The organism is Streptomyces sp. NPDC051684, assembly GCF_044453445.1.
Classification (GTDB): domain Bacteria; phylum Actinomycetota; class Actinomycetes; order Streptomycetales; family Streptomycetaceae; genus Streptomyces.
Window position 1 is genome coordinate 1 of sequence record NZ_JBITCS010000079.1, and the last position, 14,643, is coordinate 14,643.

The following is a 14,643-nucleotide window of genomic DNA, read 5'->3' on the forward strand; positions in this document are numbered from 1 at the left end:
AGGCGACGCGGAGCGTCGTCGACCGACGACAACGCCGCGAGCGTGCGTGCCAGGCCCCGCGAGCCCGGCCTGATCCAAACGACAAGCCCTAGCGCGCCATGATCAGGCTCATCGCCTCGTTGCGGGTGGCGGAGTCCCGCAGCTGACCGCGCACGGCCGACGTAATCGTCTTCGCGCCGGGCTTTCGCACCCCCCGCATCGACATGCACATGTGCTCGCACTCGACGACGACGATGACGCCGCGCGGCTCCAGGATCTCCATCAGGGAGTCCGCGATCTGCGTCGTCAGACGCTCCTGGACCTGCGGTCGACGGGCAAAGACATCCGCCAGACGCGCCAGCTTGGAGAGGCCCGTGATCTTGCCGTCGCTCGACGGAATGTAGCCCACGTGGGCCACCCCGACGAACGGCACAAGGTGATGTTCACAGCATGAGGTGATCTCGATGTCCTTCACCAGGACCATCTCGTCGTGCCCCAGGTCGAACGTCGTCGTCAGGACGTCCTCGGGCTTCTGCCACAGGCCCGCGAATATCTCCTTGTACGCGCGGGCGACCCGTCCCGGCGTCTCCCGCAGGCCCTCGCGATCCGGGTCCTCGCCGACCGCGATGAGGAGCTCGCGAACGGCGTTCTCGGCCCGCTTCTCGTCGAACTCGCCGATCGAGCCCTCGCCGTCCAGCGTCACCGGGTCGGTCATCTGGTGCCTCTTTCTCTACTTACATCCGCGCGCGACCGCGCAAAGGCCGCGTCTCCCACACCGTAAAGCGTGGGGGACGCGGCCTGCATTCCGGGTCTGGCCTGCCCTGTGAGGGGCCGGTCAGCTCTCGGGGCGCTCTTCCTTCACCGTGTCCACCGGGGTGGTGGACTCGATGGCGGGCGACGCTCCGTTCGCCCCGTTCGTCAGCGACAGCTCCTTGGGGGAGAGCACCGGCGGGCGGGTCGAGGGGGTGCGGCGGTTGGAGCCGGTCCACGCGGGGCGGGCCGGGCGCTTCACGATCGGAGCGAAGATCTCGGCGATCTGCTCCTTGTTCAGCGTCTCCTTCTCGAGCAGCGCGAGAACCAGGTTGTCGAGAACGTCGCGGTTCTCGACGAGGATCTCCCAGGCCTCGTTGTGCGCCGTCTCGATGAGCTTCTTGACCTCTTCGTCGACGAGCGCGGCGACCTCTTCCGAGTAGTCGCGCTGGTGGCCCATCTCGCGGCCCACGAAGGGCTCCGTGTTGTCGCCGCCGAACTTGATCGCGCCGAGCCGCTCGGTCATGCCGTACTGCGTGACCATCGCGCGGGCCGTACCGGTGGCCTTCTCGATGTCGTTCGCGGCACCCGTCGTCGGGTCGTGGAAGACGAGCTCCTCGGCCGCGCGCCCGCCCAGCATGTAGGCGAGCTGGTCGAGCATCTCGTTGCGCGTGGTCGAGTACTTGTCCTCTTCCGGAAGCACCATCGTGTACCCGAGCGCGCGGCCGCGGGACAGGATCGTGATCTTGTGGACCGGGTCGGAGTTCGGCGAGGCCGCCGCGACCAGGGCGTGACCGCCCTCGTGGTACGCGGTGATCTTCTTTTCCTTGTCCGACATGATCCGGGTCCGCTTCTGCGGGCCCGCGACCACACGGTCGATCGCCTCGTCGAGCATCTGGTTGTCGATCAGCTTCCGGTCCGAGCGGGCCGTCAGCAGAGCGGCCTCGTTCAGCACGTTGGAGAGATCGGCACCGGTGAAGCCCGGCGTACGGCGGGCGACGGCCGACAGGTCGACGTCCGGAGCGACCGGCTTGCCCTTCTGGTGAACCTTGAGGATCTCCAGACGGCCCTGCATGTCCGGACGGTCGACCGCGATCTGGCGGTCGAAACGGCCGGGACGCAGCAGCGCCGGGTCGAGGATGTCGGGCCGGTTCGTGGCGGCGATCAGGATGACGCCGCCCTTCACGTCGAAGCCGTCCATCTCGACGAGCAGCTGGTTGAGCGTCTGCTCGCGCTCGTCGTGACCGCCGCCGAGCCCGGCACCACGGTGCCGGCCGACCGCGTCGATCTCGTCGACGAAGACGATCGCCGGGGCGTTCGCCTTGGCCTGCTCGAAGAGGTCACGGACACGGGAGGCACCGACACCGACGAACATCTCGACGAAGTCGGAACCGGAGATCGAGTAGAACGGGACGCCGGCTTCTCCCGCGACAGCGCGCGCGAGGAGCGTCTTGCCCGTTCCGGGCGGGCCGTACAGGAGTACGCCCTTGGGAATCTTGGCGCCGACGGCCTGGAACTTGGCCGGCTCCTGGAGGAACTCCTTGATCTCGTGGAGCTCCTCGACGGCCTCGTCGCTGCCGGCGACGTCGGAGAACGTCGTCTTGGGGGTGTCCTTGGTGATGAGCTTGGCCTTGGACTTGCCGAACTGCATGACCTTGGAGCCGCCGCCCTGCATCTGATTCATCAGAAACAGGAACACGACGACGATGAGAACGAAGGGCAGCAGCGAGAGCAGAATGCCCACGAAGGGGTTCTGCTTCGACGGCGAGACGGTGTACCCGTCCGGAATCTGCTTGTCCTCGAACTTGGCCTGGAGACTCTTGGCCACGTCGACGCCCTGGTCGCCGATGTAGCTGGCCTGGATCTTGTTCGAGCCGTCGACCTTCTGGCCGTCCTTCAGCTCGACCTTGATCGTGCTCTCATCGCCGGTGGTCAGCTTGGCCGAGTCCACCTTGTTGTCGTTGATGGCCTGAATTACCTGGCCGGTGTCCACCGTCTTGTAGCCGCCGGACGAACCGACGACCTGCATCAACACGACCACGGCAAGGACGGCCAGCACGATCCACATGACCGGCCCACGGAAGTATCGCTTCACGTCCATCCATACGGAGCGGTGCCGCCCCGTCCCTCCTGCCATAGTGAGTTTGATAAGGCTGTTTGGTGCTGTTGTAGCTGTTTGAAGAACTGTTCTTCGGACGGTACCCCAGCATTGTCACCCGAAGCCGCAGGGGACGACCGGGAATCTGCCCTTCGCATGCTCCAACGGCGGGAAGCCCGCGAGGGTTCCCGCCCCCGGCGAGCAGGTCTGACGGCTCCTCAGCCGCCGTAGACGTGCGGCGCCAGGGTGCCGACGAACGGCAGGTTCCGGTACTTCTCCGCGTAGTCCAGGCCGTAACCGACCACGAACTCGTTCGGGATGTCGAAGCCGACCCACTTCACGTCGATGTCGACCTTGGCCGCCTCGGGCTTGCGCAGCAGCGTGCACACCTCGAGGGAGGCGGGCTCGCGCGAGCCGAGGTTGGTGAGCAGCCAGGACAGCGTCAGACCGGAGTCGATGATGTCCTCGACGATCAGGACGTGCTTGTCCTTGATGTCGGTGTCGAGGTCCTTGAGGATCCGTACGACGCCGGAGGACTGGGTGCCCGAGCCGTACGAGGACACCGCCATCCAGTCCATGGTGAGCGGGGTGGACAGGGCGCGAGCCAGGTCGGCCATGACCATCACGGCGCCCTTGAGGACTCCGACGATCAGCAGGTCCTTGCCCGCGTACTCCGCGTCGACCTTCGCGGCCAGCTCGGCCAGCTTCGCGTCGATCTCTTCCTTGGTGATGAGCACCGACTGAAGGTCGGTGCCCATGTCTTTCGCGTCCACCCGCATCACTTTCGGTCGTCCCACCGGCCGCCGCGACGTGAGAGTCGAGTCAGCCTTGCCGGATGACCAGTCTGCCACCCTGCCGCTGAGCGAGAACTTTGCCCGGCAGATTGATCTCTCTCTGGCCCCGCCATCCCGTGATCAGGCGGTCGACCTCCTCGATGTGCCGGGCGAACAGCGCACCGGCCGGGGCGCCGGCCTCGATGGCCGTCTTCCGCAGGATTCTGCGGCGGACGGCGGGCGGCAGGGCGTAGAGCTTGGCGCATTCGAGAAGTCCGGCCGCGTCCCGTACGGACTCGGCGGCGTCGCGGGCCCAGGTGTCGAGCGCGTCGGCGTCGTCGCGCGACAACTGGGCCGTACGGGCGAGCGCCTCGACGACGCCCTTGCCGAGTGCCTTCTCCAGGGCGGGCAGACCCTCGTGGCGGAGTCTGGACCTGGTGTACGACGGGTCGGTGTTGTGCGGGTCGTCCCAGACGGGCAGGTGCTGGACGAGGCAGGCCTTGCGGGCGGTCTGCCGGTCGAGCGTCAGGAAGGGGCGTCGGTAGCGGCCGCCGGCCCCGGACATCGCGGCCATGCCGGACAGGGAGCGGATTCCGGAGCCGCGGGCGAGGCCGAGCAGGACGGTCTCGGCCTGGTCGTCGCGGGTGTGGCCGAGCAGGACGGCGGCGGCGCCGTGTTTCTCGGCGGCGGCGTCGAGGGCGGCGTAGCGGGCGTCGCGGGCGGCCGCCTCGGGTCCGCCGCCGCGGCCCACATCGACGGCGACGGATTCGACGGGCTTCAGGCCGAGGGCGGTCAGGCGCAGGACGACGTCTTCGGCGCGGGCGTCGGAGCCGGGCTGCAGTCCGTGGTCGACGGTGATGCCACCGGCGCGGATGCCGAGTTTGGGGGCCTCGAAGGCGAGGGCGGAGGCGAGGGCCATGGAGTCGGCCCCGCCGGAGCAGGCGACGAGCACCACGGGCTCGGCGTCCGCGGCGGAGTCGTTGAGGATGTCGTGGAGGACGCGGCGGACCGCCAGGCGTATCGCCGCGACCGCAGGATGGGGACCCATGTCCGGTTCCCTTCATTCCGTTGTCTTGGGGGGTGGGCGCTGCTGGACAACTCGAACCGGACCAGCGCCGGCTGACCCGGCTCATTCGCTCAACGGTGACCGGGTGAGATCAGTCACGCAGAGTGTGTCGATGGTGACAGAGCCGAGCGGTTCCCCGAGCATTGCACGCCAGCCCACGGCCTACGGTCCCTCGGATGGGTGATCCTGAGCAATTATGGGCGTGCCTTACGGGGCTTCGTGAGCGCCGTCCGTCCTGTTGTGCACCCGCGCGACCCAGTCCGCCGGTTTGGCGATCTCCGACTTGGTCGGCAGCGTGTTGGGGGACGTCCACACGCGGTTGAAGCCGTCCATGCCCACTTCGTCGACGACGGCCCGGACGAACTTCTCGCCGTCGCGGTACTGGCGCAGCTTGGCGTCGAGGCCGAGCAGCTTGCGCAGTGCCAGGTCGAGCCGGGAAGCACCCTTCTGCCTGCGCTGTTGGAACTTCTCGCGGATCTCCTCGACGGACGGCACGACGGCCGGTCCGACACCGTCCATCACGTAGTCCGCATGCCCTTCGAGCAGCGACATGACGGCGGTGAGGCGGGCGAGGATCTCGCGCTGCGCCGGGGTCTGCACCAGTTCGACGAGCGAGCGGCCGCCGTCGTCCTCCTCGCCCTCGGGGCGTCCTCCGGCGAGCGACTGGGCCGCTTCCCGTACGCGCTCCAGGAACGTCGTCGGGTCGACCTCGGTCTCCTCCAGGAATGACTGGATCTCGCCCTCGAGGTGGTCGCGCAGCCAGGGCACGGCCGTGAACTGGGTGCGGTGCGTCTCCTCGTGGAGGCAGACCCAGAGCCTGAAGTCGTGCGGCTCCACGTCGAGTTCGCGCTCCACGTGCACGATGTTCGGCGCGACGAGGAGGAGCCTGCCGCCGCCGTTCGGCGCGGCGGGCAGGTCGCGGGTGGCGGGGGCGAAGGTCTCGTACTGGCCGAGGACGCGGGAGGACAGGAACGAGAGCAGCATGCCCAGTTCGACGCCGGTGACCTTGCCGCCGACCGCGCCGAGCACGGCGGGTCCGGCTCCCGAGCCGCGCCGCTCGTTCATCTTGTCGAGCAGCGGCCGCAGGACCTCACGGAAGCCCGCGACGTTGGCCTTCACCCAGCCGGGCCGGTCGACCACGAGCACCGGGGTGTCGTGGTCGGCGTCGGTCGCCATGCGCGTGTACGCCCGTACGTGCTCCTCGGAGGCCTTCGCGTGCCGGCGCAGCTCGGCGACGACCGCTCGTGCCTCGTCCCGGCTGACCTCGGGACCTGGTCGTACGAGTCGGGTCGCGGTCGCCACCGCGAGGTTCCAGTCGACCATTCCCGAAGATGCAGCACCGCCGAGGCTCGTCATGCGTCAACGGTACGTGACCCCTCGCGTACGGGAAGAGGGGTCGGCCCCGGAGTGCCGCCCCACTTCGGCCCCTGTGAACCCTTAAGGGTTCACCTGCAGCCGCAGTTCGCGACGGAGGAGGCCAGGCGGTCGAGGCCCGACTGGGCGGCCTTGGGGTCGGTCGCGCCCTCGGTCATGAAGGCGAAGACGAGGAGACGTCCGTCGGCGTCGACGACCGTCCCGGCGAGCGTGTTGACGCCGGTCAGGGTGCCGGTCTTGGCGCGGACCAGGCCGGTTCCGGAGGCGTCGGCCGCGTCCTCGTAGCGGCTCGCGAGGGTGCCGGTGAAGCCGGCGACCGGGAGGCCGGTGAGGACGGAGCGCAGCTCGGGGTGGGACGGGTCGGCGGCCTTGGCGAGCAGCCCCGTGAGCAGGTCGGCGGAGACCTTGTCGGCGCGGTCGAGGCCGCTGCCGTCGGCGAAATGGGTGTCGTTGAGGGGGAGGCGGAGCTTGTCGAGCTGCTTCTTGACGGCCTTGCCGCCGCCTTCGAAGTCGTGGCTCCCGCCCGCGGCGATCGCGGTCTGCCGGGCGAGTGCCTCGGCGATGTCGTTGTCGCTGTGCGTCAGCATCCGCTCGACGAGCGCGGACAGCGGCGGCGAGGACACCTTGGCGAGCTTCTCCGCCTTGTCCGACGCCTTGCCGGAGGCCGGGGCGCCCTTGGTCCTGATGCCGCGGTCGTTGAGCAGGTCCGCGAACTTCCTCGCCGCGGCCGCCGCCGGGTCGCCCTCGCGCGTCGCCGGTCCGCTGTCGGAGTCGTCGGTGCGGGCCTCGTCGGCCATCAGCGCGGTGACCCGGGCGAGGTTCTCGTTGGGGCCGATGGGGTGGATGTCGGGGCCCGAGTACAGCGAGGTGTCGTACGCGAGGGTGATCTCGCCCAGGTCGCGCCTCTTGAGGTCCTTGGCGGTCTCGTCGGCGAGAGTGCCCAGGTCGGCGGCACCGTAAGGATTCTTCTCGCGGGCGGTCAGGGTCGGATCGCCGCCGCCCACCAGAATCAGCTTCTTGGCGCCCTTGTCCAGGACCGTACGGGTGGTGATGCGGTGGTCGGGGCCCGCGGCCGAGAGGGCCGCGACCGCCGTGGCCAGCTTCGTCGTGGAGGCCGGGGTGAGGGTGTCACCCGAGGACCTTCCGTAGAGCCTCTTTCCGGTGACGGCGTCGACGACCGCGGCCGTGCGCCGAGCGCCGAGCTCGGAGCCCTTGAACAGCGGGTCGAGGACGTCGGCCAGCGCGCTCTTCGTGGGGCCCGGCACGGACGCGCCGGGGGCCGCGAGGACCACGGGCGCGCTCGGCGCCGCCTCGGCCGTCCGGCCGTGATCTGTGCCACCTCCGGCCTCCGAGGAGGCGGCCCGGTCGGCCTCGGCCTTACGCTGACCCGAAGCGTCCCAGGGACCGGCCGCGACCGCCACGACGGCCGCGAGGGCGAGACCCACCGCCGTCGCGCCCACCGTGACGTGCTTGGTCTTGGATCCGGCAACAGTCTTCGCCGCACTCTTCACGAGCTGCGAAGCCTTCGGCTCCGGCACCGCGGACCAGCCCCTTTCGCGATCACACATCTGCGTAGGGGACACTTAACCACCAGACGTTTGTGTTGATCATTGAGGAGCCACCGGTGGAGTTCGACGTTCTGATCGAGATTCCGAAGGGATCGCGGAACAAGTACGAGGTCGACCACGAGACCGGTCGCATCCGCCTCGACCGTCGTCTGTTCACGTCGACCGCCTACCCGACGGACTACGGCTACGTCGAGGACACCCTCGGCGAGGACGGCGACCCGCTGGACGCCCTGGTCATCCTGGACGAGCCGACGTTCCCGGGCTGCCTCATCAAGTGCCGCGCGATCGGCATGTTCCGGATGACGGACGAGGCCGGCGGCGACGACAAGCTGCTGTGCGTTCCGGCGACGGACCCGCGGATGGAGCACCTGCGCGACATTCAGCACGTCTCCGAGTTCGACCGCCTGGAGATCCAGCACTTCTTCGAGGTCTACAAGGACCTGGAGCCCGGCAAGTCCGTCGAGGGCGCCGACTGGGTCGGCCGTACCGAGGCCGAGGCCGAGATCGAGCGTTCCTACAAGCGCGCGCAGGACAACGGCGGCCACTGAGCCCCAGCGTTCACATCCGGGCCGCCCCCCTGGGGCGGCCCGTTCGCGTGTCTGTGCGCATACTGAGGCTTACGTGCAGTACAGCGATACGCAGCGATGTGAAGGGCGAGGAACGACAGAGGTGACGGAGCGGGAGTCCGAGGCCCCCGAGGACCGCAAGCCGCAGTCCGACGAGGCGCGCAGCGCGTTCACGCAGCCCATCGGGATCATCACGCCGCCCCCGGTGGTCGACGAGGAGTCGTCGACCACGTCGGAGTTCGCGGTGCCCAATGGGCTGAGCGTGCAGGCGCCGGAACCGGTGGACACGGAGGGCTCGGCGTTCACGCCGCCCCGGACGTACAGCGCCCGCGAGTCGCCGCCCGCGTTCACCCCGCCGCAGGGCATCCCCATGGTCAGGCTGGCCAAGGAGGCGCCCTGGCAGGACCGGATGCGCACCATGCTGCGGATGCCGGTCGCCGAGCGGCCCGCCCCCGAACTGGTCCAGAAGCACGACGAGGAGTCCGGCCCCGCCGTTCCGCGCGTGCTCGACCTGACGCTGCGTATCGGGGAGCTGCTGCTCGCCGGTGGTGAGGGCGCCGAGGACGTGGAGGCGGCGATGTTCGCCGTGTGCCGGTCCTACGGGCTGGACCGCTGCGAGCCGACAGTAACGTTTACCCTCCTGTCGATCAGCTTCCAGCCGTCGCTGGTGGACGACCCGGTGACGGCCTCGCGCACCGTGCGGCGGCGCGGCACCGACTACACGCGCCTCGCGGCCGTGTACCGGCTCGTCGACGACATCAGCGACGAGGAGGCCGACGTCTCCCTGGAGGAGGCCTACCGGCGCCTCGCCGAGATCCGCAGGAACCGGCACCCCTACCCGGGCTGGGCGCTCACCGCGGCGAGCGGGCTGCTCGCCGGGTCGGCCTCCATCCTGGTCGGGGGTGACGTGCTGGTGTTCGTCGTCGCCGCGCTGGGCGCGATGCTCGGCGACCGGCTCGCGTGGCTCTGCGCGGGGCGCGGGTTCCCGGAGTTCTACCAGTTCACGGTGGCCGCGATGCCGCCCGCCGCGATGGGCATCGCGCTGACGCTCGCGCACAACTACGTGGACGTGAAGGCGTCCGCGGTGATCACTGGTGGGCTGTTCGCACTGCTCCCCGGACGGGCGCTCGTCGCCGGTGTGCAGGACGGTCTGACCGGCTTCTACATCACGGCCGCCGCGCGCCTCCTGGAAGTCATGTACTTCTTCGTGGGCATCGTCATCGGCGTCCTGATCATGCTCTACGTAGGCGTGCAGTTGAACGCCGAGCTCAACCCGGAACAGGCGCTGGGCGCCAACACCCGGCCCGTCTGGCAGATCGTCGCGTCGATGTCGCTGTCGCTCGCCTTCGCCGTGCTGTTGCAGCAGGAGAAGGCGACCGTGATCGCCGTGACGCTCAACGGCGGGGTCGCGGGCGCGATCTTCGGGGCCCTGCACTATCAGGGCGGGATCTCGCCGGTGGCCGCCACAGCCGCGGCGGCGGGGCTCGTGGGCCTGTTCGGGCAGCTCTTCTCGCGGTACCAGTTCGCCTCGGCGCTGCCGTACGTCACGGCTGCGATCGGCCCGCTGCTGCCCGGTTCGTCGACGTACTTCGGTCTGCTGGCGATCGCCCACAGCGATGTGAACGGCGGGCTCACCTCGCTGTCCAAGGCTGCGGCGCTCGCCCTCGCCATCGCGATCGGGGTGAACCTCGGTGGCGAGATCTCCCGCCTGTTCCTGCAGGGGCCGGGCGCCGCGGGGCGGCGCGCGGCCAAGCGCACGAGGGGTTTCTAGCGCTTCGCGTGGCGGCGGCGCGGCGGGGCGGGCGGGATGTCGCCGGGGCCTGCCGCCTCCCCCGCCTGCGCGGAGCGGGCGGCTTCCTTCTTCGACTTGCCGCGGGCCCGCAGGAACTCGATCGCGATCGGCACCACCGAGACCAGGACGATCAGGATCAGGATCGCCTCGATGTTCTTGTGCACGAACTCGATGTTGCCGAGCCAGGAGCCGAGCAGCGTCACGCCCGCGCCCCACAGCACGCCGCCGATCACGTTGAACGTGAGGAAGGAGCGGTACTTCATGCCGGAGACGCCCGCGATGATCGGCGTGAACGTCCGGACGATGGGCACGAAGCGGGCCAGGACCAGGGACTTGGGGCCGTGCTTCTCGAAGAACTCGTGCGCCTTCTGCACGTTCTCCTGCTTGAACAGCCGCGAGTCGGGGCGCTTGAAGAGGGACGGTCCGACCTTCTTGCCGAACATGTAGCCCGCCTGGTCGCCCAGGATCGCGGCGAGGCAGATCAGCCCGATCGCGCCCCACAGCGGGAAGTCGAGCTGCTTCGAGGTGATCAGCAGACCCGTGGTGAACAGCAGCGAGTCGCCCGGCAGGAAGAAGCCGATCAGCAGACCCGACTCGGCGAACACGATGAGCAGCAGGCCCCAGATGCCGAAGGTGTTCAGCAGATAGTCCGGGTCCAGCCAGCTTGGTCCTAGAGCAAGCGTCATCACGGGTCCGGACTCCTGAGGGGCTTGGTGACAAAGGCAGGGCAAGGCAATGGCGATGCAAAGTTATCAACGCCGGGTCGCCCCGCCAGGTTCCAGTAGCCCTCTCAGGATGCACTGTGCGGGAACTGTGGCATACCTGTCACTCGGACGTTTCCGGCGCTTCAGGCGTTCCGGACCGCGTTCGCGTGGATCGCCTCGCTCAGGTGGTCGGCGACGCCCTCGCCCAGCGCGTCGTAGTACGCCTTGAAGCGCTCGTCGGCCACGTACATGGCGCCGAGGCAGGCGTGCATCTCGTGCGGGCAGTCGTAGAACCACCGCGAGATCTGGTCGCGGTGCTCCTCGGCCAGGTCCATGGCGCGCTCGCCGTCCGCCGGTTCGCCGGCCGCGACGAGGGCCGCGTAGCGCGCGAGCCAGTCGTCGTTCTCGGCCTTCATGCGCAGCCAGTCCTCCTTGGAGTACGTCGCAGCCCGCCGCTGCGACTCGGCGTACGCCGCCGTGCCGCCCCAGCGCTGCTCGGTCTCCTCCGAATACTCCTCGGGGTCCTTGTCCCCGAAGACCTCGAAGCGCTCTTCCGGGGTGAGCTGGATGCCCATCTTCTGTGCCTCCATGGCGTGTTCGACGGCCTCGGCCATCTTCTGCAGTTTCTCGATGCGGACGGTCAGCAGTTCGTGCTGGCGCCGCAGGTGCTCGCGGGGGTCGGCTTCCGGGTCGTCCAGCAGGGCCTGGATCTCGTCGAGCGGGAAGCCGAGCTCCCGGTAGAACAAGACCTGCTGGAGCCGGTCGAGGTCGCCCTCGCCGTACCGGCGGTGCCCCGCCGTGCTGCGCTCGCTCGGGGCGAGCAGCCCGATCTCGTCGTAGTGGTGCAGGGTGCGCACGGTGATCCCGGCGAACCGGGCGACCTGGCCGACGGAGTAACTCATCCGCCGTACCTCCTTCCTCGTACGTCATTCAGCTTGGGTCCTCACGTCACGTGAGGTGCAAGTCGATCCCTTCGGCGATTTTTCGGGGTGTTATGACTTTTATGTCCGCTTAAAGTGGCGCCGTGAGCACGCATACCGAGATCGAATCGCCGCCCCCGCCCGCCGTCTCCGCTCGCACGCTGCTGCCGTTCGTCCTGCCCGCTCTGGTGGTGGGTGTCGGGTGCAGCGTGCTGTTCCTCGCGCTCGACTGGATCGCGGAGGAGCTGGCCGGTCTGGTGTGGGAGGACCTGCCGGACGCCCTCGGCATCGGCGGGTACTCCGCCTTGTGGATCATCGTGATGCTCACCGTCACGGGCGTCCTCGTCGGGCTCGTGGTGTGGAAGGCGCCCGGCCACGCCGGCCCCGACCCGGCCACGATGGGGCTCGGCGGCGAGGCGCCGCTGCCCCCGTACGTACTGCCGGGGCTCGCGCTGTCCGCCGCGTTGATGCTGGCCGGCGGGCCGAGCCTGGGCCCGGAGAACCCGATCATCGCGGTGAACGTGGGGCTCGCGTTCTGGCTCGGCAAGAAGCTGGCGCCGAAGTCGCCCACGACGATGTGGGTGAGCCTGGCCACGGCGGCGACCGTCGGCGCCCTGTTCGGTACGCCGATCGCGGCCGCACTGCTCGTCTCGGAGACGCTGGCAGGAAAGGCGATGCCGATGAAGGGCTCGCTGTGGGACAACATGTTCGGGCCACTGCTGGCGGCGGCCGCGGGCTCCATGACGACCTCGCTGCTCGCCTCCCCCTCCTTCGACCTCGGCCTGCCGCCGCTCAGCGACCCCGGCTGGGCGGACGTGCTGGCGGCGATCGTGGTCGCGTGCGCGGCCGCGGTGTTCGCGATGGCAGCCGTCTACGCCTTCCCCTACGTGCACCGTGCCTTCGGCCGCCTCGGCCACCCGATGCTGACGCTTCCGCTGGGCGGGCTCGTGCTCGGTCTGCTCGGGGCGCTCGGCGGCGAACTGACGCTGTTCAAGGGGCTCGCGGAGGTCAAGGAGATCGCCGGGTCGCCGGACCACTGGTCGGCCGGGGAGTTCGCGCTGATGACCGTGGTGAAGCTGGCGGCGCTGCTCGTCGCCGCGACGTGCGGGTTCCGCGGCGGCCGGATCTTCCCCGCGGTCTTCGTGGGCGCGGCCTTCGGCCTGTTCGCGCACGCGCTCGTGCCCGGCGTGAACCCGTCGGTCGGCATCGCGGCCGGTGTGCTCGGGGTGCTGCTGGCGGTCACCCGGCAGGGCTGGGTCAGCCTCTTCACGGCGGCCGTCCTGGTGGCGTCCCCCGCGATCATCGCCCTGATGTGCGTCGCGTCGCTGCCCGCCTGGCTCCTGGTGACGGGACGCCCGCAGATGCAACTCTCCGAGGACGGCTCGGCAATCCACTGACGCTTCGCCCCAACTCCCCCCTTTCCGTAAAGGAGTTGCACTCATGTCACCACTGCACCAGAGCCCCGCCGACCGCTACGGAAAGCCCGACGAGCGCCCGGTCCCCGTCAACCCCTTCTACGGCGAGGCGAATCCGACGGCCGGGATGACCGACGCCCCGCCCAAGCACCGGCTTCCGGACGGCCCGCTCGCGCCCACGACCGCGTACCAACTGGTCCGTGACGAGCTGATGCTGGACGGGAACGCGCGCCTCAACCTCGCCACCTTCGTCACGACGTGGATGGAGCCGCAGGCGGGCGTCCTGATGGGCGAGTGCCGCGACAAGAACATGATCGACAAGGACGAGTACCCGCGGACGGCGGAGCTGGAGCGGCGCTGCGTCGCGATGCTCGCCGTTCTGTGGAACGCGCCCGATCCGTCCACCGCCGTCGGCTGTTCGACCACCGGGTCGAGCGAGGCGTGCATGCTCGCCGGGATGGCGCTCAAGCGCCGCTGGACCCTCGGGAACGCCGACCGCTACCCCTCGCGCGAGGCCCGCCCCAATCTCGTCATGGGCGTTAACGTGCAGGTCTGCTGGGAGAAGTTCTGCAATTTCTGGGAGGTGGAGGCGCGGCAGGTCCCGATGGAGGGCGAGCGGTTCCACCTCGACCCGGCCGCCGCGGCGGAGCTGTGCGACGAGAACACGATCGGCGTCGTCGGCATCCTCGGCTCGACCTTCGACGGCTCGTACGAGCCGATCGCCGAGCTGTGCGCGGCGCTCGACGACCTTCAGGCGCGCACGGGTCTCGACATCCCCGTGCACGTGGACGGGGCCTCGGGCGCGATGGTGGCGCCGTTCCTCGACCCGGACCTGGTGTGGGACTTCCGGCTGCCGCGGGTGGCGTCGATCAACACGTCCGGGCACAAGTACGGGCTCGTCTACCCGGGGGTCGGCTGGGCGCTGTGGCGGGACGCGGAGGCGCTGCCGGAGGAACTCGTCTTCCGGGTCAACTACTTGGGCGGCAACATGCCGACGTTCGCGCTCAACTTCTCGCGGCCGGGGGCGCAGGTGGTCGCCCAGTACTACACGTTCCTGCGCCTCGGCAGGGACGGCTACCGGGCCGTTCAGCACGCGACGCGGCAGGTGGCGCGCGGTCTCGCGGAACGGATCGAGGCGCTGGGCGACTTCCAGCTCCTCACGCGCGGCGACGAGCTGCCGGTGTTCGCGTTCACCACGGCGCCCGAGGTCACGGCGTACGACGTGTTCGACGTGTCGCGGCGGCTGCGGGAGCGGGGGTGGCTGGTGCCGGCGTACACGTTCCCCGCGCACCGGGAGGATCTGGCGGTGCTGCGGGTGGTGTGCCGCAACGGGTTCTCGTCCGATCTGGCGGAGCTGCTCGTGGAGGACCTGGGGCGGCTGCTGCCGGAGCTGCGGCGGCAGCCGCATCCCTTCACGCGGGACAGGGGTGCGGCCACCGGGTTCCATCACTAGACGAGTAGTTCCGATCTCCTGTCGTCCGCCTTCAGGTTGTACCCGGAGCCGGGCCAACAGCGGGCGTTGGCCCAGGCGTTCGGGTGTGCACGGGTCGTGTTCAACGACGCTGTGGCCGTCCGCCGTGCCGCGTATGCGGCCAAGGAGCCCTACCCGACCTTCACCGCCCTGTCCAAGACGCTGAT

Annotated in this window: 12 protein-coding genes and 1 pseudogene; 5 read left to right on the top strand and 8 right to left on the bottom strand. The window is 69.4% G+C overall.

From position 1 onward, the window contains the following. Nucleotides 1-88 precede the first annotated feature (88 nt). The 6 genes from folE to dacB form a co-directional block, all read right to left on the bottom strand. On the bottom strand, nt 89-694 hold the full coding sequence (gene folE, locus ACIA8D_RS41165) for a GTP cyclohydrolase I FolE (protein ID WP_399240570.1): 606 nt from the start codon (nt 692-694) through the stop codon (nt 89-91). Between the two features lie 120 nt (nt 695-814). Further along, nucleotides 815-2,830: an ATP-dependent zinc metalloprotease FtsH gene (ftsH, locus tag ACIA8D_RS41170; RefSeq protein ID WP_399240585.1), complete on the bottom strand. Its 2,016-nt coding sequence runs from the start codon at nt 2,828-2,830 to the stop codon at nt 815-817. 215 nt (nt 2,831-3,045) lie between these two features. Beyond that, entirely contained in the window at nt 3,046-3,606 is a 561-nt protein-coding gene (gene hpt / locus ACIA8D_RS41175) for a hypoxanthine phosphoribosyltransferase (RefSeq protein ID WP_266718689.1), read from the bottom strand. Nucleotides 3,607-3,649: 43 nt separating this feature from the next. After that, nucleotides 3,650-4,648 carry a tRNA lysidine(34) synthetase TilS gene (gene tilS, locus ACIA8D_RS41180; RefSeq protein ID WP_399240572.1) on the bottom strand — a complete coding sequence of 333 codons (999 nt, stop codon included), beginning with the start codon at nt 4,646-4,648 and terminating at the stop codon, nt 3,650-3,652. Between the two features lie 225 nt (nt 4,649-4,873). Next, the gene (locus tag ACIA8D_RS41185) at nt 4,874-5,989 is read right to left on the bottom strand and encodes a zinc-dependent metalloprotease (protein WP_399240588.1); all 1,116 of its coding nucleotides are present in this window, start codon (nt 5,987-5,989) and stop codon (nt 4,874-4,876) included. A gap of 122 nt (nt 5,990-6,111) precedes the next feature. Further along, nucleotides 6,112-7,608 (bottom strand): D-alanyl-D-alanine carboxypeptidase/D-alanyl-D-alanine-endopeptidase, encoded by a 1,497-nt coding sequence (gene dacB, locus ACIA8D_RS41190; RefSeq protein WP_399240574.1) that lies wholly within the window; start codon nt 7,606-7,608, stop codon nt 6,112-6,114. A 56-nt stretch (nt 7,609-7,664) separates the two neighbouring features. Here dacB and ACIA8D_RS41195 point away from each other — a divergent pair, with 56 nt between their 5' ends. Next, nucleotides 7,665-8,156 carry an inorganic diphosphatase gene (locus ACIA8D_RS41195; RefSeq protein WP_385762809.1) on the top strand — a complete coding sequence of 164 codons (492 nt, stop codon included), beginning with the start codon at nt 7,665-7,667 and terminating at the stop codon, nt 8,154-8,156. Between the two features lie 121 nt (nt 8,157-8,277). Beyond that, nucleotides 8,278-9,945, top strand: a complete 1,668-nt coding sequence (locus ACIA8D_RS41200) for a threonine/serine exporter ThrE family protein (protein ID WP_399240577.1) — start codon at nt 8,278-8,280, stop codon at nt 9,943-9,945. Nucleotides 9,946-9,965: 20 nt separating this feature from the next. Here ACIA8D_RS41200 and ACIA8D_RS41205 read toward each other — a convergent pair. Both ACIA8D_RS41205 and ACIA8D_RS41210 read right to left on the bottom strand, forming a co-directional pair. Further along, nucleotides 9,966-10,655: pseudogene (locus tag ACIA8D_RS41205) on the bottom strand (DedA family protein); the annotation flags it as partial. A 158-nt stretch (nt 10,656-10,813) separates the two neighbouring features. Next, nucleotides 10,814-11,572 (bottom strand): MerR family transcriptional regulator, encoded by a 759-nt coding sequence (locus ACIA8D_RS41210; RefSeq protein ID WP_399240579.1) that lies wholly within the window; start codon nt 11,570-11,572, stop codon nt 10,814-10,816. 122 nt (nt 11,573-11,694) lie between these two features. Here ACIA8D_RS41210 and ACIA8D_RS41215 point away from each other — a divergent pair, with 122 nt between their 5' ends. The 3 genes from ACIA8D_RS41215 to ACIA8D_RS41225 form a co-directional block, all read left to right on the top strand. After that, the gene (locus tag ACIA8D_RS41215; protein ID WP_399240581.1) at nt 11,695-12,987 is read left to right on the top strand and encodes an ion channel protein; all 1,293 of its coding nucleotides are present in this window, start codon (nt 11,695-11,697) and stop codon (nt 12,985-12,987) included. A 43-nt stretch (nt 12,988-13,030) separates the two neighbouring features. Next, nucleotides 13,031-14,458: a glutamate decarboxylase gene (locus tag ACIA8D_RS41220; RefSeq protein ID WP_399240583.1), complete on the top strand. Its 1,428-nt coding sequence runs from the start codon at nt 13,031-13,033 to the stop codon at nt 14,456-14,458. Between the two features lie 36 nt (nt 14,459-14,494). Further along, on the top strand, nt 14,495-14,643 hold a 149-nt coding region (locus ACIA8D_RS41225; protein WP_399240590.1), incomplete at its 3' end, for a helix-turn-helix domain-containing protein.